The sequence below is a fragment of the Marinobacter sp. R17 genome (genome assembly GCF_003789045.1).
Classification (GTDB): Bacteria; Pseudomonadota; Gammaproteobacteria; order Pseudomonadales; family Oleiphilaceae; genus Marinobacter_A; species Marinobacter_A mangrovi.
The window spans coordinates 237,831-253,531 of record NZ_RHGZ01000001.1; the positions used below are offsets into that span (position 1 = coordinate 237,831).

Genomic DNA, 15,701 nt, shown 5'->3' on the forward strand with positions numbered 1-15,701 from the left:
CATTCTCATCCAGACCAGGACTCGGGGAACGTGCTGAAAGATGTCCAAATGGACACCTTTCAGTCTGGTTCAGGATGGCACTTTTAGCCAACCGGGCGGTCGGCGGCGCGGGATCACCCGATGCTCAGAACCATTCCCCGCGCATTTCCAGGCAGGTATCGTCGCGATTCTGCAGCAACACGATGTCCTGGGCGACGGTTGGCAACTCCCAGTGGAAGAAGTACTGGGCCGCCTGCAGCTTCCCTTCCAGGAAGTTGCGGTCCGCTTCGGCGATGCCAGTGTCTGACAGACGGGCTTCCGCCACATTGGCCTGACGCAGCCACATCCAGGCCACGGAGATATGGCCGAACAGGTGCAGGTAACAGGACGCGTTGGCCAGCACGCGATCCGGACTTTCCTTTTGCAGGGCCGCGCCCAGATCCTGGGTCACTTTCACCGCCCGCTGCAGGGTCTCGCTCAGCGACAGCGCCCACTGCTGGCAGCGCGAGGTGGTGGCCGCTTCCAGGTCCACCTGGAGGCGCTGCATCATCAGCTGCAGTCCGTGGCTGCGATCCTGCCAGATCTTGCGGCCAAGCAGATCCAGCGCCTGGATGCCGTTGGTGCCCTCATGGATCGGGTTGAGACGGTTATCCCGCCAGCACTGCTCGACCGGGTACTCCCGGGTGTAGCCGGCGCCGCCGTAGACCTGGATCGCCAGGTCATTGGCCTTGGGCCCGTATTCCGACGGCCAGGCCTTCATCACCGGGGTCAGCAGGTCGAGCAACTTGCCGGCTTCCTCGCGAGCCGTGGCATCCGGGTGGGAGTTCTGGTCATCCACCAGGCGCGCGCCATACAGGCACAGTGCCAGCCCGCCCTCGACATAGGCTTTCTGGGCCAGCAGCATGCGGCGCACGTCGGCGTGTTCGATGATCGGCACCGGCGGTTTGGTGGGATCGGGATCGGACGGTTTGCGGCCCTGCAGCCGATCCTTCGCGTACTCCAGGCTGTGCAGGTAGCCACGATAGCCGATCACCGCCGCCCCAAAGCCCACACCCAGCCGGGCTTCGTTCATCATCTGGAACATGTACTTCAGGCCCTGGTGCGCCTCGCCCACCAGATAGCCGTGACAGGGCGCATCGTCGCCAAAGCTCAGCGCGGTAGACGTGGTCCCGCGATAACCCAGCTTGTGAATCAGACCCGCCAGCGCCACGCCGTTGCGACCGGTCACGTCACCCTGATCGTCGGTCAGGAATTTGGGCACGATGAACAGCGAGATGCCCTTGACGCCCGGAGGCGCGCCCTTGATCTTGGCGAGCACCAGGTGAACGATGTTGTCGCTGATGGACTGCTCACCGCCGGAGATGTAGATCTTGGCGCCCTTGATCAGGTAGTGGCCGTCGTCGGTCGGTGATGCGGTGGTGCGGATATCGCTCAGGGACGAGCCCGCGTGAGGCTCGGTCAGCGCCATGGTGCCGGTGTAGCGGCCGTCCAGCATCGGCGGCAGGTATTTCGCCCTCTGTTCCTCCGAGCCAAACACCTTGATCAGGTTGGCGGCGGCGGTGGTCAAGAAGGGGTAACCCGCGGTGCCCGGATTGGCGGCCGTAAAGAAGCCGTTGCAAGCGGCCATCACCGACTCCGGCAGCTGCATCCCGCCCAGGTCGTAGTCGAAACGTCCGGCAATGAAGCCGGCTTCGGCGTAGGCCTTAAACGCCTCTTTCACTTCCGGCAACATCTCCACCTGCCCGTTCACGAACCGGGGCTCGTCCTTGTCCGCCTGGCTGTTGTGCGGCGCGAATTTTTCCCGGGCCATGCGATCGGCGGTTTCGATGACCGCGTCAAAGGTCTCGCGGGAATGCTCATTGAACCGTTCCCGCTCACTCAGGGACGCCGTATCCATCACGTCGTACAGCAGGAAGTCCAGATCGCGTCGGTTAATCAGCGTATCGGTCATGGTGGTTGTTGCCTTTGTTGGGAAATAGCGCAAAGGGTGTCACACCCCGGCATTGGTGAAAACCGTCATTTCTGACACAATCTTGGCGAAAATCGCCAATCCTATCCGAGAGCGACTCAAGCCACATGCAGCGTGTCTCCATCGTCGGTTTTCCCGGCGCCCTTGCCAGCACCATCACCGGCATGATCGACCTGTTCCAGTTGGCCGGCGTCACCTGGGCGCGGATTCAGGGCGAACGTCCGGAACGCCGTTTTGAAGTCCGCCTGCTGACCAGTGACGGCGGCCCCTGCCAGTGCCTGAACGGTATCGCGCTACTGGCCCACGGCAGCCTGGCCGATGCCGACCCGGGGGATCTGATCCTGGTGCCGACCATCGGCGGCCCGATCGAGGAGACGCTGGAACAGGCTGCCCCCCTGCTCGACTGGCTGCGACAGCAGGCCGATCAGGGCAAATCGATCGCCAGCAACTGTACCGGCGCCTTCCTGCTGGCCGAAGCGGGTCTGCTGGATGGGCGCAAAGCCACCACTCACTGGGGATTCAGCCCGCTGTTCCGGCAACGCTACCCCAACGTGGATTGCGTGCCGGAACAGCTGGTCACAGTGGATGGCCCGATTGCCTGCGCCGGGGGCGGAACCGCCTGGTGGGATCTGGGTATCCTGCTGATCGAGCGTTATGCCGGCGCACAGGTTGCCCGCGAACTGGCCAAGGCGTTTGTGGTGGATGCGGGCCGACGCAGCCAGGCGCCGTATGCGGCTCTGCAGACCCGGCGTTATCACCAGGACGACACCATCCTGGCGCTGCAGGACTGGCTCGATGGCCGCTTCACCCATCCGCTGAGCATGGAGGATATGGCGCATCAGTCGGGACTGAGCAGCCGCTCGCTGCTGCGCCGGTTCAAGGCGGCGACCGGCGAAACACCCCATCGCTATTTGCAGCTGTTACGAGTCGAATCCGCCCGCCATCTTCTGGAAACCACCGCCCGTTCGGTGGAGCAAATTACCCAGGCGGTGGGCTATGAGGACGTCAGTTCTTTTTCCCGGCTGTTCAAGGACAGCACCGGGCTGTCCCCCAATGCGTACCGGTCACGACTCGGCCGTTGAGCCTTCCAGGAAATCCACGAAACGTCCCGCAGCGGGCGATAGGCGACGGTCCCGGTGGAACAGTTGATACAGGGGCCGGGACAGGGCCGGCATCGCCGGCGGCTCGATCAACGTGACGCGACCGAGCTCCAGAAGGTCGGCGGCCACGACCCGTGGCACAATCGCCAACCCAGCGCCACAGGCGACCGACCGGGCAATCGCTTCGTTGCTGCCGGCTTCCATCAGGGACGCCGGTGCGATCTTCAGATCTGCCATCATCTGCCGGGTCACTTCCCGGGTTCCGGATCCGGGTTCGCGCAGGACCCAGCGTTCGCCGTTCAACGCGTCCAACGACGATCCGGGCAGGCTCTGCTCCCAGTCCGGCGGCCCGATAATGACCAGGGCATCGTCCTCCCAGTGACGGCTCTCCAGGCGTTCGTCGGCGACCGCGCCCTCCACCAGGGCCACATCCACTTCGCAGTCAATCAGCCAGCGACTGACCGACTCGGTATTGCCCGCTCGCACTTCGATGGCGATGTCCGGCCAGGCATCTGCAAACAGCGCCAGATAAGGGCCCAGCCAGTAACCGGCAATCGTCGTGCTGGCCCCTACCACCAGCGCGCCCTTGCGCAGGCCAACCCGGGCGTGGATGTCATCAATGGCCGCTTTCTCCAGGGCAAAAATGCCCCGGGCATGTTCGAACAATACCTCGCCGATCGGCGTCAGCATTACCCGGGATTTTGCGCCACTCTGGCGCTGTGCGCGCTCAACCAGGGCCACATCCAGCTGATGTTCCAACTCCCGTACGCCCTTGGAGACGGCCGGCTGGCTGATGTGCAGCGCTTCCGCGGCTCGTGAAAAACTGCCTTCACGGGCCACATTGAAGAAGATGCGTAACAGGTGCAGATTCATGGCCATAACCTAAGGTTATTCCAAAATGAAAACAATATATTCGTTTTACTTATAAGCAAACCCTACCGTGTCCTTAGCATCAAAACCACTTCGGAGGACACGGCCATGATGGGTCGATTGACGCACGCCCTGCTGACGACACCCCACAACCCCCTGCCCCGACTTCGCCATCGCGAGTTCCGGCTGGGCGTGACCCTGGTTCTGGCGGTGGCTGTGATCAGCCTGTGGCTGGCTCATAAGCCCTGGGTGGCGGCCCATGGTCTCAGCCCGCTGACGATCGGGGTCGTCCTCGGGATTGTCCTGGGCAACACCGTCTTTCCCCGCATCGCCCACGAAACCGCAGCCGGCGTGGACTTTTCCAAGAATAGCCTGCTTCGACTCGGGATTATTCTCTACGGCTTCCGCATCACGTTTCAGGCGATTGTCGCGGTGGGCTGGAGTGGGATTCTGACCGATGTAGCAACGCTGACGCTCACGTTCATGCTCGCCCTGTTCCTGGGACGCCACCTGCTGGGGCTGGATCGGGAAACCGCTGTCCTGATCGGTGCCGGCAGCTCGATCTGCGGGGCCGCGGCCATTATGGCGGCCGAGCCGGTGGTCCGCGCCCAATCGCACAAGGTCTCGATGGCCGTGGCAACGGTCGTCGTCTTCGGAACCCTGGGAATGTTCCTCTACCCGGCGATCTACCCGTGGCTGGGCCTGTCCGAGCACGCGTACGGCCTTTATGTGGGTTCCACCGTCCATGAAGTGGCGCAGGTGGTCGCGGCAGGCAACGCCATCAGCCCGGCCGCCGGCAATACCGCGGTGATCGAAAAGATGTTGCGGGTGATGATGCTGGCGCCGTTCCTGATGTTGCTGGGCCAGTGGTTGCGGCGGCACCAGCAACACGGCGATCAAACCAGAGCCGGTCTGGGCATTCCCTGGTTTGCGGTCATTTTCCTGGCCGTCAGCGCTCTCAACTCAATCCACGTGGTGCCGGCAGAGCTCGTCAATGGTTTGGTTGCGCTGGATACGGTACTGCTGACCATGGCCATGACCGCTCTGGGACTGCGCACCCACATCGGGGCGGTGCGTCAGGCGGGGGTACGGCCGCTGTTATTGGGCGGTCTGCTGTTTGGCTTTCTGGTGGTCGCAGGGTACGGCATAAACCTGGCCATTTCCGCCCTGTCATAAGGGCCACACAAGCCCGGAACCATCCGGTTTGTATGGCGCCCGCCCGCAAGAATGGGTAGTATGCGTCGCGATCGCCTTAATCCAGTCAGGGTGTCGTCGGCCAGCCACGCCGGCCCCACATCCGGACTTTCTTGCGTGCAGTGACAGGAGTTCCCGGCTCAGGAAGGGCCAGCACCGCTTATGTTTTTACGTCTGCTCCAGCGAAGACGCGTTTACACCCGCTTCACCCGCCGCCTCCAGAATGACATGCGGACACGTTTATTACGTGCAGCCGGTTGGCTGGCGCTGCTGTCCAGCCTGCATGTCCTGGCGATGCTCTATTTCGAGCAACTCACTATCGGCGATGCCCTCTGGCTGACCGTTACCACACTGACGACCGTCGGCTATGGCGACCTTTCGGCGTCTACTGCCATGGGGCGCCTTTGCACCACACTCCTGCTGTACATCGCTGGCATTACACTGCTGGCGGAGCTGGCGAGCGACTACATCGATTTTCGAATCAAACGAAAAGATCACATGATCAAAGGCTTGTGGAGGTGGGACATGTCCGATCACATTCTTATCATCAACAGTCCAAAGGCCAACGCGGCACTGTACTTTGAACGGCTGGTGGGCCAGATCCGGGCCGCGGACGGCTTTTCGGAAGCGCCGGTGCAGCTACTGACCGATGCTTTCCCGAACGGACTGCCCACGCAACTGAGGGAGATGGGCGTTGTCCATTACCACGGCAGCCCTTCCGAACAACAGGCGCTGGCCGCAACGACGCCCGCTGCCGCCAAAGCGATCATCGTGCTGGCGGGCGATGAATACAAGCGCGCGTCGGATAGCATCACGCTGGACGTCCTGTTGCAGCTATCCGAAATGTGCGAGGGCCACCCGCCCTACACTGTGGCCGAGTGTGTCCAGGAGCGGAATCGGCCCCGCCTCGAACGGGCCGGCGCCAACACCACCATCCGTCCGGTGCGGGCCTATCCCGAAATTCTGGTCCGTTCCATCGTCGCCCCCGGCGCCGAGAAAATCCTGGAGAACCTGTTTACCCACCAGGACGACCACACGCTCCGCTTTGACATCCCCCTGAGCGACGCGACCTGGTCAACGAGCGTCTGCCGGCTGATGGAAAAAGGACTCGGAACGCTGCTGGCGTACGTGGACGATCTCGGACACGTGCAATGCCACCCGGCCGCCGATCACCGGTTTGATGCCTGCGCCCTCATCATGATGGTGCATGAGGATCGCATTCCCACCGAGTACGAGGTTCGCGAAGCACTCGGCGCGACCGACTGAGCCAATACGCTGCCACAGGATCCAATCATCAGGAGCCCCGATATGAGCCATTCATTCGACACCCTTAAATCGCTGGTCCAGCAGTTGCCGCTGACCGTGCTGGAAGAACACGCCGACGAGCAGATGCTGATCGTCGAGGCGCCGACAAGCGGCATCCATAACCTGGTGCTCGACTGCGAGGACGACATCCTCGTCATCGAGCAGGTCATCGCAAAGCTTGCGCAGCCGGACGCCGACTGTCTGCGGACCCTGCTGCAGATCAACCGGGAAACCGTCCACGGCGCCCTGTGCCTGGATGAAACCGGTCGCACTCTGATTTTCCGGGACACGCTGCAGCTGGAAAACATTGACCTCAACGAACTGGAAGGCTCCATCAATGCCCTGAGCCTGATGCTGGCCGAACACGCTGACCAGTTGATTACTTACGCCCGCCAAGGAGGTGACGTCGCATGAACCTGTTCAAACGTCTTTTCAAGTTCGGCTCTGCCGAGGCGCACGCCGCCATCGACAAGATGGAAGACCCCATCAAGATGAGTGAGCAGGCCATCCGGGATCTCAAGGGGGACCTGGACAACAGCCTGCAAAGTCTGGCCGAGGTCAAAGTCATCGCCATCCGCAGCCGGCGCGAAACCGAACAGGCCGGCGCCGAGGCCGACGACTACAAACACAAGGCCATGCGTCTGTTGCAGCGCGCCTCTTCGGGAGAGCTGGAACAGGAAGAAGCCGACCGACTGGCCAGCCGCGCACTGGAACAGCAGACACAGGCCCAGTCGAATGCAGAGCGCGCCAGGGGCGAACGCGACAAGTACGATCGCATGGCGGCCGACCTGGAGTACCGGATCCAGGACCTGCGCAGCCAGATCACCCAATGGGAGAACGAGCTGAAGACGCTCAAGGCCCGCGCCAAGGTCAGCAGCGCCACCAAGAAGATCAACCGGCAGATGGCACAGATCGACTCGTCCTCGACCATTGCCACGCTTGAGAAAATGCGGACCCGCGTTGAGGAAGAGGAAGCGCTGGCCGAGTCCTACGGCGACATGGCCAAACCCACCCACAGCCTGGATGACGAGATCGATCAGGCGCTGGGTTCGTCCGGCGGTTCCGCCTCGCTGGACGCGCTGAAACAGGAAATGGGTCTGAACGGCGACGGCAACCGGTCGGATAAAGCCTAAGGAGTCGTCGTGGTTAACCTGCTACTGGTGATCGGGTTCATTGCCCTCGGCGTGATTGGCTACCGGACCTGGCAAGCGGACCGGACACCCCGGACCGGCCCGGAAGCCCCGGTCTCTCCGGGGTCGGGAACGATTGAACAGGCCGGCCCGGGCGGCGTCCTGCAGTTGCCACCCCATGGTCCGAACCGCGAAGAACAGGATGTCCGGGTGAGGGCCCGGCACACCTACCGTCAGGATGACTACGCCTGGTTCGAGCTGGAATGTGAGGCGGGCCATGGCACCGTTTGGGTGGATGTCGAGCGCGACGATGAACTGGAAGCGAGCGTCACACTGAAACGCCTGTCGCTGGAAGAGCTCGGCCTCACGCCGTCTTCGCTGTCGGGCCATCAGGCGCCGGCGAAAACCCTGGTGGTTGATGGCATCACCTTCCGTTTCTCGGAACAGGGTCGTGCCCGCTTCCTGCGTGAGAGCGATCCGGACCAGGCCGAGGACGTCACGTTCTGGGATTACGAAGGCGACGACGATCGCCACGACCTGGGTATCGAGCGCTGGGGCGACGATTGCCGCGCCTACCTCACCGAACGCATCAACCCTGAACGGATCAGAATTTACAGTCTCGGAGGAACAACGTGAATCTGTTGGAGATGGACTTTCAACACCTGGGACGGGGGGCCAGCATGCTGGCCCTTTTCCTTGTCCTGTTTGTTGTCGCCAAGGGCCTGAAGCGCTGGCTGACGCCCTACGACATCGACCGTGAATTGACCGGCAACGACAACGTCGCCCAGGCGTGCGGCCTCGCCGGCTACTACGCGGGCTTCACCGTGCTGTTCTGCGGCGCCTATCTGGGGCCTAGCCAGGGCTGGCTGATGGACCTGGCGGTGGTGGCCGGCTATACCGGCCTTGGCCTGGTCCTGCTCACGGTCTCCCGTTACCTTAATGACCGCTTCATCCTGCACGAATTCTCCATCGCGGCGGCCATCCGCGACGATCACAACAAGGCGGCCGGCGTCGTCCAGGGGGCCAACTATCTGGCGTCGGCGTTTGTCGTCGCCGGGGCGATTCACGGAGAAGGCGGCGGCGTTATCACGGCCCTGGTCTTCTACGCCATCGGCCAGGTAGCGCTGCTGCTGTTCAGTCGTCTTTACGAGTGGCTGACCCCCTACCGTATCCAGGATGAGATCGCGGGCGCGAATCTCGCCGCGGGCCTGGGTTTTGGCGGCAGCATGGTCGCCATCAGCCTGGTCATCATGGCCGCCACGAACGACGACTTCGTCAGCTGGACGGCCAACCTGTCCTGGCTCGGCATCAACATCCTGGGCGTGTTCATCTACCTGATCGGCGCCCGGCTGTTCTTTGACAAGGTCCTGATCAGCCGGGATGACCTCAATCGCGAAATCGCGCAAGACCGCAATACCGGCGCGGGACTCCTGGAGTTCGCCATTGCCATCAGTTTTGCCGCCGTCCTGTATTTCATGATCGGGTGAACCATGACCGAGACCAAATCCCAGAAAGCCATCATTCGTCGACTGCTTTTCCTGTTCGCGGCGCTGTCGCTCTTCACATCCCTGGTGATCAACCTCGCCGGCGGACAGCCGAAAGTCAGCGACACCGTCCTTGCAGCGGGCGGCACCCTTGGCCCCATCCACATCGATGAGCCCAATACCATCCTGCGTGTCCGCGTCCGGCAGAACCTGCCGCTCAACCACTGGAGCTACGTTACCCTGGAGTTGCTGGACGATCAGAAACGCTACCTCACCGGTTTCGGCGACGAGTTCTGGTCTGAGGACGGCTACGACTCCGACGGCTACTACTGGCGGGAATCCGAAGGCACCTACAAGGCCCGCGTCACGGTCCCCAAGGCCGGCGACTACTACCTGAAGGTCAAGCCGGAAAGCAATCTGAGCAGCGGGCAAAAGCGCACCGGCAACATTGCCGTCAGCGTGAAGACGGCGTCCTTCAGCCCCATCCCGCACCTGGCCGCCGGCATCATCGCCATCATCGCCTGGTTCGTCCTTGGCTTCATCGGCGGCGGAACCAGTCCCCTGGCGGCGCTTCGCGAACACTGATTGGAAAGGAATTCCCACATGCGACTCGGAACAGGCGTCACGCTGGCCCTGCTTGGCGTGATCTATCTTGCGCTCTTCTCATTCAGTAACGATGGGTACGGCTACACCGGCTACAACGGGTACAGCCACGGCCCGTCCTTCTGGTACTTCGGCGGCCCGAGCTACTATCCCAACCGCAGCCTGCGTAACGGCAGTCTCGGCGGCCCGGGGGATCGTGGCGCAGGCATCCATTACGGTAAATAAGTCATGACAACCGACGTATCCGACAACAGAGCAAACCGTCAGAAGCGGGTGCTGATTGGCTCGATTCTGATCGCCGGACTGTGCTCGATCATCTACGAACTGCTGATCAGCACCACCGCGTCCTACTTCCTGGGCGACAGCATTCGCCAGTTCTCCATCACCATCGGCGTCTATATGGCGGCGATGGGGCTGGGGTCCTGGCTGTCCCGGTGGATCAATGGCAACCTGCTGTTCGCGTTCATCGCCGTGGAGCTGGTACTGGGGCTCCTGGGCGGGCTCTGCGTGCCGCTGCTGTATCTCGCCTACGCCTATACGGACCTGGTCCAGCCGATCATGATCCTGCTGATCCTGGGCGTGGGGGTACTGACGGGGCTCGAGGTGCCGCTGCTCACCCGGTTGCTGGAAAACCAGGACATCCTGGCCAAAAACCTGTCGAACGTCCTGTCGCTGGATTACCTGGGCGCGCTGGTGGCAACCATCGCCTTCCCGTTTGCGGTGTTGCCCTGGCTGGGCGTGTTCCAGTCGTCCCTGGTGTTTGGCCTGATCAACATCGCCCTGGGTCTGCTGAACCTGTGGTACTTCGCGCCCCAACTCGATCTCAGCCGAAAGCGATTGCTCACACTTTCAGGCACGATGGTCACCGGATTTCTGGTGGTCCTGCTCAGCATTTCCCAATGGCTGGTGGCAGACTGGAGCAACAGCCTGTACAGCGACCGAGTCGTCTATCGCAAGCAGACGCCCTACCAGACCATTGTGCTCACTCAGTACAAGGACGACCTGCGGCTGTTTCTCAACGGCAATCTCCAGTTCTCGTCGGTGGACGAATACCGCTACCACGACGCCCTGGTCCATATTCCGCTGTCACAGCATCCGGATCCGGAGAACGTCCTGCTGCTGGGCGCCGGCGACGGCATGGCCGCGCGTGAGCTGCTCAAGTACGACAGCATCAGGCACATCACCCTGGTGGACCTGGATCCGGCCGTGGTGAACCTGGCCCGCCATGACTCGCGCCTGACCGAGCTAAACCGGAACAGCCTTAACGATCCTCGCGTCAAGACGATCTCGAGCGACGCGATGGTCTACCTCAGGGATACTGACAGCAAATACGACGTCATCCTTGCGGACCTGCCCGACCCCAACAACGTCTCGCTGGCGCGGCTGTATAGCCGGGAGTTCTACAGGCTGGTCCGTCAGCACCTCAACGCCGGCGGGATATTTACAACACAGGCCACCAGCCCTTACTTCGCCACCAACGCGTTCTGGTCCGTGGACCACTCGGTGAAGGCGGCGGGTTTCACGACGGTGACGCCCTACCATGTGCAGGTTCCGTCCTTCGGGGAATGGGGGTTTGTCTTTGCCGGGACCAGCGCTCAACCGCTGACGCCAAAGGCGCCGTTGGTCGACACCCGTTACCTGGACAAGACCAGCTTCCGGGAAGCCCTGACGTTCGCCCGTGACCTGAAACCCCAGGCTGATGTGCAGGTCAGCTCCCTGGACAATCCAACCGTTCACGATTACTACATGAACGGTTGGCAGTACTGGCATTGACGGCCTAGATTCCCGCCGCCACCTCCGTGCCCTGACGGATGGCACGCTTGGCGTCCAGTTCTTCCGCCAGATCGGCACCGCCGATCAGATGGGCCTGGATGCCGACGCCGGCAAGCTGGTCGAAGAGCTCTCGAAACGACTCCTGACCCGCGCAGATCACCACGTTATCCACCGCCAGCACCCGCTTCTCGCCCGGTCCGCCGTCCTTTTCGGTGACGGTGATGTGCAGCCCCTCGTCGTCAATCCGGTCGTAGGAGCAGCCCCGCAGCATTTCCACGTCACGGTGTTTGAGGCTGTTGCGGTGGACCCAGCCGGAAGTCTTGCCCAGGCCCTTGCCGACCTTGGTGGTCTTGCGCTGCATCAGGTAGATCTTGCGAGGTGACGAGGTGGGTTCCCGTTCTGCCAGACCGCCAGGGCCTTCAAACTCGGGGTTTACCCCCCACTCCTTTTGCCACGCCAGCACGCTGACCTGTTCGCCTTCCGGCTGGTGATTGAAATCGTGGGTCAGGAATTCACTGACGTCGAAGCCAATACCGCCGGCCCCGATCACCGCGACAGTCTTGCCCACCGGCTTGTTGCGGCGCAGCACGTCGAGATAGCCCAGCACCTTGGGGTGGTCGATGCCGTCGATTTTCGGGGTGCGGGGCCGCACGCCGGTGGCGACGATCACCTCGTCAAAGCCCTGGGCTTTCAGGGCCTCGACATCCACCCGGGTATTCAGCTGCAGGTCGACGCCCAGCAACTCGATCTGGCGTCGGTAGTAGCGCAGGGTCTCGTAGAACTCTTCCTTGCCGGGAATGCGCTTGGCGTAGTTGAACTGCCCGCCGATGTCGCCGTCTGCTTCGAACAGGGTGACCCAGTGGCCACGCTTGGCTGCGGTAGTCGCTGCTGCCAATCCGGCCGGGCCGGCACCCACCACGGCCACGCGCTTGCGGACCGGAGCGACCGTCAGCGTCAATTCGGTTTCATGACAGGCTCGGGGATTGACCAGGCACGACGCTTTCTTCGCCTGGAATACGTGGTCGAGGCACGCCTGGTTGCAGGCGATGCAGGTGTTGATCTCGTCGGACCGGCCCTGCTCGGCCTTGCGCACGAACTCACTGTCCGCCAGCAGCGGCCGGGCCATGGACACCATGTCCGCCTTGCCGCCCGCCAGGATCTCTTCGCCTTTTTCCGGTGTGTTGATGCGGTTCGTGGTGCAGACCGGGATGTCCACTTCGCCATAGAACTTGGCGGTTACATCGGCAAAGCCGCCGCGGGGAACCGAGGTGACGATGGTCGGCACCCGGGCTTCGTGCCAGCCGATGCCGGTGTTGATGATGGTGGCACCGGCCTGCTCGATGGCTTTACCCAGGGTCACGATCTGATCCCAGGTCTGGCCGCCTTCCACCAGATCCAGCATGGAGAGCCGGTAGATGATGATGAACTCCGGCCCTACCGCTTCACGCATACGGCGCACGATCTCCACCGGCAGGCGCATCCGGTTTTCGTAGGGGCCACCCCACTTGTCGGTGCGCTTGTTGGTGCGCTCGCACAGGAACTGGTTGATGAAGTAGCCTTCCGAGCCCATCACCTCGACGCCGTCGTAGCCGGCAAATTTGGCCAGTTTGGCGGCGTTGACGAAATCGTCGATCTGACGCTCGACGCCCTTGGTGGACAGTGCCCGCGCCTTGAACGGACTGATCGGCGCTTTGGTGGCCGAAGCCGAGACGATCAACGGCTGGTAGCCATAGCGGCCAGCATGCAGCAGTTGCAGGCAGATCTTGCCGCCGGCTTCGTGGACCGCGCCGGTGACCTGGCGGTGCAGGAAGGCCGTGGCCCGGTTGTTCATGGTGGACGACAGCGGGGCCAACTGCCCGACCAGGTTCGGCGAAAAGCCACCGGTCACCATCAGCCCGACGCCGCCTTCGGCCCGTTCCGCAAAATAGCGGGCCAGTTTGTGGGTGTTCCAGAATCGGTCTTCCAGGCCGGTGTGCATGGAGCCCATCAGCACCCGGTTCTTCAGTTCGGTATAGCCCAGGTCGAGGGGCTTGAGAAGATTGGGATACGCGGTTGTCATGTCTCGGTGCCCTTTTATCGCGTTCTCATCAGGAGCCGACATGGTAGCATGCCCATCTACGACTAATGGATAAGAAGCGTGGTATTTATGGCCAACAATCAATCAGATCGGGTCCTGCTCGACATCGAGGGCGGTATCGCCACCGTGACACTCAATCGGCCGGACAAGTACAACGGGCTGGATATGCCCATGTTTGAAGCCGTTGCAGCCACTGCCCGCACACTTCGCAAGGAACGGCAGGTGCGCGCGATCGTGCTCAAGGGCAACGGCGAGGCGTTCTGCTCCGGTCTGGATGTGAAAGGCGTTAGCAAGAAACCGGTCAACTTTCTCAAACTGCTGGTCAAACCCGGTCGCCGGATCAGCAATCTGGCCCAGGACGTGGGCTACCTCTGGCGTGAGGTGCCGGCTCCGGTGATTGCGGCGACCCACGGCTACTGTTTTGGCGGCGGCTTCCAGATCGCCCTTGGCGCCGACTTCCGCTACACCACGCCGGACTGCGAATTCTCCATCATGGAAGCCAAGTGGGGACTGATTCCGGACATGAGCCTGACCGTCACCCTGCCCGAGCTGATCCCCATCGATCTGGCCAAGGAACTGACCATGACGGCACGCCGGTTCAACGGTGAAGAAGCCAAGGCGATGGGGCTGGTGACCCGCGTCTGCGACGATCCGGTGGCCGAAGCCTATGCTTTCGCCGACACCCTGGCGCAGCAATCGCCGGATGCCGTCGCCGCGGCCAAGCTGCTGTTCAATCGCGCCTGGCAGGCCGATGACAAGACCAGCCTGGATTGGGAAACCCGACTGCAGAAGAAGATCATTGCCCGCGCCAACCAACGCACTGCGATCGCGCGCAACAGCGGGCAACCCGACAAGGAATACGCGGATCGGCGAAGTTTCTGATCCGTGATGTCAAAGAGTGGTTAAGAAGGATCGGGCAGAAGCACCCGGACTCGGCGCCCGGGTGCCTGCATTCCAGTAAGCGATTACTTGGACATCATGCCTTTCTCGAATTCTTCATTACTGATATTGCCATCCCCGTCCGTATCCATTTCATGCATTTTCATCATCCGGCTTTCTTCTTCGGAATGGGCCTTGCCTGCGGCGGAACTGCCATAAACGTTCAGCTCATCCTCGCTGATCATGCCATCACCGTTTTTATCCATTTCCTCAAAGGTCGGCGCGTGCCCCATCTTTTCACTCATCCGGTCGGCTTCGCCGCCCGATTTGTCGCCGGCATCCCCGGCGTAGGTCAGAGTAGAAAAAGCGAACGACAGAACGACAAGGGGGAACATCCAGATTTTCATAATGATTCTCCTGCCTGAAGCCGCCTCACAGCGAGGTGAACCGACTCCACGTCATGCAACAGAGATCAAAACGGCTGGACTGCATTTGATCGGGGTTTAAGACACCCAGGTTCGACTGCCACCGGGCCTGGTCTTCGACAGCGCGCTTGTGCGGTCGTTGAAACCCAACCGGATTATAGCGGCTGTCATTCCTATTGAAGTTTAAGCCGGTGCAATCGGCAACCACCAAAGCACGATCATTCGCACGATTCTTGACGCTGCTCGGATATCCGAATCAAAAAAGCCCGGACAAAAGCCGGGCTCAATCGTCGGAATCCGATAGGGAATGAACTATTTACTGTTTCATATCCGCGGGTTTTTCGGCGTCAGCCCCCTTCTGGAACTCACCCCGGGTGATCTTGCCATCCTGGTTCCGATCACGGGCCTTGAGCATCATGCGGTTGCGCTCGGCCTCGGTGTCGCCCATGCCGGCGGCGGTGCTGCCGTAGACGTTCAGTTCATCTTCGGTGATCGCGCCATCGTTGTTGGCATCCAGGGTATCAAAATCTTCGTGCATGGTTTGCATCGCTTTCCCTTCGCCATGACTCATCGCCGACTCCTGGCGATCCGCATGACTGGAGCCTTCCTTGCTCATGCTGCTCGCCCAGACGGCCGGTGCAGCCATCATCATTGATGCCGTGACAGCGAACGTTATCGTCCTGATCTTCATAACGCCTCCTTCTCTTGGTGGCACTTTATGATTCGTCGCTTTTGGCCGGTGTAAGCCGACCTCGACAGCCCCACCGCGACCGCGAAACACCACGGCGGGCTTATTGGGGACTACGGTTTTTCACGTCATCTGGATTCACCGTAAGCCCTGCATCTATTGAAGACGCCAACGGCGCCACTGGCCAATGAAACCTCTGTAAGCCGTCCGCAATCGCCGCAATTG

Annotated in this window: 16 protein-coding genes; 11 read left to right on the plus strand and 5 right to left on the minus strand. The window is 61.7% G+C overall.

What is annotated here, in order from left to right; all coding sequences use genetic code 11:
• Positions 1-124: 124 nt before the first annotated feature.
• Positions 125-1,930 carry an acyl-CoA dehydrogenase gene (locus tag EB809_RS01160; protein ID WP_123632736.1) on the minus strand — a complete coding sequence of 602 codons (1,806 nt, stop codon included), beginning with the start codon at positions 1,928-1,930 and terminating at the stop codon, positions 125-127.
• A gap of 125 nt (positions 1,931-2,055) precedes the next feature.
• Between EB809_RS01160 and EB809_RS01165 the strand changes: the two genes are divergently transcribed.
• Positions 2,056-3,030, plus strand: a complete 975-nt coding sequence (locus tag EB809_RS01165) for a GlxA family transcriptional regulator (RefSeq protein ID WP_123632737.1) — start codon at positions 2,056-2,058, stop codon at positions 3,028-3,030.
• Here EB809_RS01165 and EB809_RS01170 read toward each other — a convergent pair.
• Positions 3,013-3,921 (minus strand): LysR family transcriptional regulator, encoded by a 909-nt coding sequence (locus EB809_RS01170; RefSeq protein ID WP_123632738.1) that lies wholly within the window; start codon positions 3,919-3,921, stop codon positions 3,013-3,015. The two genes, EB809_RS01165 and EB809_RS01170, sit on opposite strands and share 18 nt — an antisense overlap.
• Before the next feature lie 105 nt (positions 3,922-4,026).
• Here EB809_RS01170 and EB809_RS01175 point away from each other — a divergent pair, with 105 nt between their 5' ends.
• The 9 genes from EB809_RS01175 (at position 4,027) to EB809_RS01215 (ending at position 11,407) form a co-directional block, all read left to right on the plus strand.
• Positions 4,027-5,094 carry a YeiH family protein gene (locus EB809_RS01175; protein ID WP_123632739.1) on the plus strand — a complete coding sequence of 356 codons (1,068 nt, stop codon included), beginning with the start codon at positions 4,027-4,029 and terminating at the stop codon, positions 5,092-5,094.
• Positions 5,095-5,340: 246 nt separating this feature from the next.
• Positions 5,341-6,378 carry a potassium channel family protein gene (locus tag EB809_RS01180; protein ID WP_223807757.1) on the plus strand — a complete coding sequence of 346 codons (1,038 nt, stop codon included), beginning with the start codon at positions 5,341-5,343 and terminating at the stop codon, positions 6,376-6,378.
• A 42-nt stretch (positions 6,379-6,420) separates the two neighbouring features.
• Positions 6,421-6,831 (plus strand): YbjN domain-containing protein, encoded by a 411-nt coding sequence (locus EB809_RS01185; RefSeq protein WP_123632741.1) that lies wholly within the window; start codon positions 6,421-6,423, stop codon positions 6,829-6,831.
• The gene (locus EB809_RS01190; protein WP_123632742.1) at positions 6,828-7,550 is read left to right on the plus strand and encodes a PspA/IM30 family protein; all 723 of its coding nucleotides are present in this window, start codon (positions 6,828-6,830) and stop codon (positions 7,548-7,550) included. The genes EB809_RS01185 and EB809_RS01190 overlap by 4 nt, the downstream gene beginning before the upstream one ends.
• Before the next feature lie 9 nt (positions 7,551-7,559).
• Complete coding sequence (locus EB809_RS01195) at positions 7,560-8,183, plus strand: DUF4178 domain-containing protein (protein ID WP_123632743.1); 624 nt, start codon at positions 7,560-7,562, stop codon at positions 8,181-8,183.
• Complete coding sequence (locus EB809_RS01200; protein ID WP_223807758.1) at positions 8,180-9,034, plus strand: DUF350 domain-containing protein; 855 nt, start codon at positions 8,180-8,182, stop codon at positions 9,032-9,034. The genes EB809_RS01195 and EB809_RS01200 overlap by 4 nt, the downstream gene beginning before the upstream one ends.
• A gap of 3 nt (positions 9,035-9,037) precedes the next feature.
• On the plus strand, positions 9,038-9,616 hold the full coding sequence (locus tag EB809_RS01205; RefSeq protein WP_123632744.1) for a hypothetical protein: 579 nt from the start codon (positions 9,038-9,040) through the stop codon (positions 9,614-9,616).
• Positions 9,617-9,634: 18 nt separating this feature from the next.
• Entirely contained in the window at positions 9,635-9,859 is a 225-nt protein-coding gene (locus tag EB809_RS01210; RefSeq protein ID WP_123632745.1) for a hypothetical protein, read from the plus strand.
• A 3-nt stretch (positions 9,860-9,862) separates the two neighbouring features.
• A complete protein-coding gene (locus EB809_RS01215) occupies positions 9,863-11,407 on the plus strand; it encodes a polyamine aminopropyltransferase (RefSeq protein ID WP_123632746.1) in 1,545 nt (514 codons plus the stop codon).
• Between the two features lie 4 nt (positions 11,408-11,411).
• Here the strand turns inward: EB809_RS01215 and EB809_RS01220 are convergent, their stop codons facing one another.
• Complete coding sequence (locus EB809_RS01220; RefSeq protein ID WP_123632747.1) at positions 11,412-13,466, minus strand: NADPH-dependent 2,4-dienoyl-CoA reductase; 2,055 nt, start codon at positions 13,464-13,466, stop codon at positions 11,412-11,414.
• Positions 13,467-13,553: 87 nt separating this feature from the next.
• Between EB809_RS01220 and EB809_RS01225 the strand changes: the two genes are divergently transcribed.
• Entirely contained in the window at positions 13,554-14,366 is an 813-nt protein-coding gene (locus EB809_RS01225) for a crotonase/enoyl-CoA hydratase family protein (RefSeq protein WP_123632748.1), read from the plus strand.
• 83 nt (positions 14,367-14,449) lie between these two features.
• Here EB809_RS01225 and EB809_RS01230 read toward each other — a convergent pair whose 3' ends face one another.
• The gene (locus EB809_RS01230) at positions 14,450-14,770 is read right to left on the minus strand and encodes an EF-hand domain-containing protein (RefSeq protein WP_123632749.1); all 321 of its coding nucleotides are present in this window, start codon (positions 14,768-14,770) and stop codon (positions 14,450-14,452) included.
• Between the two features lie 334 nt (positions 14,771-15,104).
• Complete coding sequence (locus EB809_RS01235; RefSeq protein WP_123632750.1) at positions 15,105-15,479, minus strand: EF-hand domain-containing protein; 375 nt, start codon at positions 15,477-15,479, stop codon at positions 15,105-15,107.
• Between the last annotated feature and the right edge of the window lie 222 nt (positions 15,480-15,701).

Bases quoted from the DNA above. Each gene is read 5' to 3' on its own strand.
- EB809_RS01160 (WP_123632736.1), bottom strand. From the start codon at position 1,930: ATGACCGATACGCTGATTAACCGACGCGATCTGGACTTCCTGCTGTAC.
- EB809_RS01165 (WP_123632737.1), top strand. From the start codon at position 2,056: ATGCAGCGTGTCTCCATCGTCGGTTTTCCCGGCGCCCTTGCCAGCACC.
- EB809_RS01170 (WP_123632738.1), bottom strand. From the start codon at position 3,921: ATGAATCTGCACCTGTTACGCATCTTCTTCAATGTGGCCCGTGAAGGC.
- EB809_RS01175 (WP_123632739.1), top strand. From the start codon at position 4,027: ATGATGGGTCGATTGACGCACGCCCTGCTGACGACACCCCACAACCCC.
- EB809_RS01180 (WP_223807757.1), top strand. From the start codon at position 5,341: ATGCGGACACGTTTATTACGTGCAGCCGGTTGGCTGGCGCTGCTGTCC.
- EB809_RS01185 (WP_123632741.1), top strand. From the start codon at position 6,421: ATGAGCCATTCATTCGACACCCTTAAATCGCTGGTCCAGCAGTTGCCG.
- EB809_RS01190 (WP_123632742.1), top strand. From the start codon at position 6,828: ATGAACCTGTTCAAACGTCTTTTCAAGTTCGGCTCTGCCGAGGCGCAC.
- EB809_RS01205 (WP_123632744.1), top strand. From the start codon at position 9,038: ATGACCGAGACCAAATCCCAGAAAGCCATCATTCGTCGACTGCTTTTC.
- EB809_RS01210 (WP_123632745.1), top strand. From the start codon at position 9,635: ATGCGACTCGGAACAGGCGTCACGCTGGCCCTGCTTGGCGTGATCTAT.
- EB809_RS01215 (WP_123632746.1), top strand. From the start codon at position 9,863: ATGACAACCGACGTATCCGACAACAGAGCAAACCGTCAGAAGCGGGTG.
- EB809_RS01220 (WP_123632747.1), bottom strand. From the start codon at position 13,466: ATGACAACCGCGTATCCCAATCTTCTCAAGCCCCTCGACCTGGGCTAT.
- EB809_RS01225 (WP_123632748.1), top strand. From the start codon at position 13,554: ATGGCCAACAATCAATCAGATCGGGTCCTGCTCGACATCGAGGGCGGT.
- EB809_RS01230 (WP_123632749.1), bottom strand. From the start codon at position 14,770: ATGAAAATCTGGATGTTCCCCCTTGTCGTTCTGTCGTTCGCTTTTTCT.
- EB809_RS01235 (WP_123632750.1), bottom strand. From the start codon at position 15,479: ATGAAGATCAGGACGATAACGTTCGCTGTCACGGCATCAATGATGATG.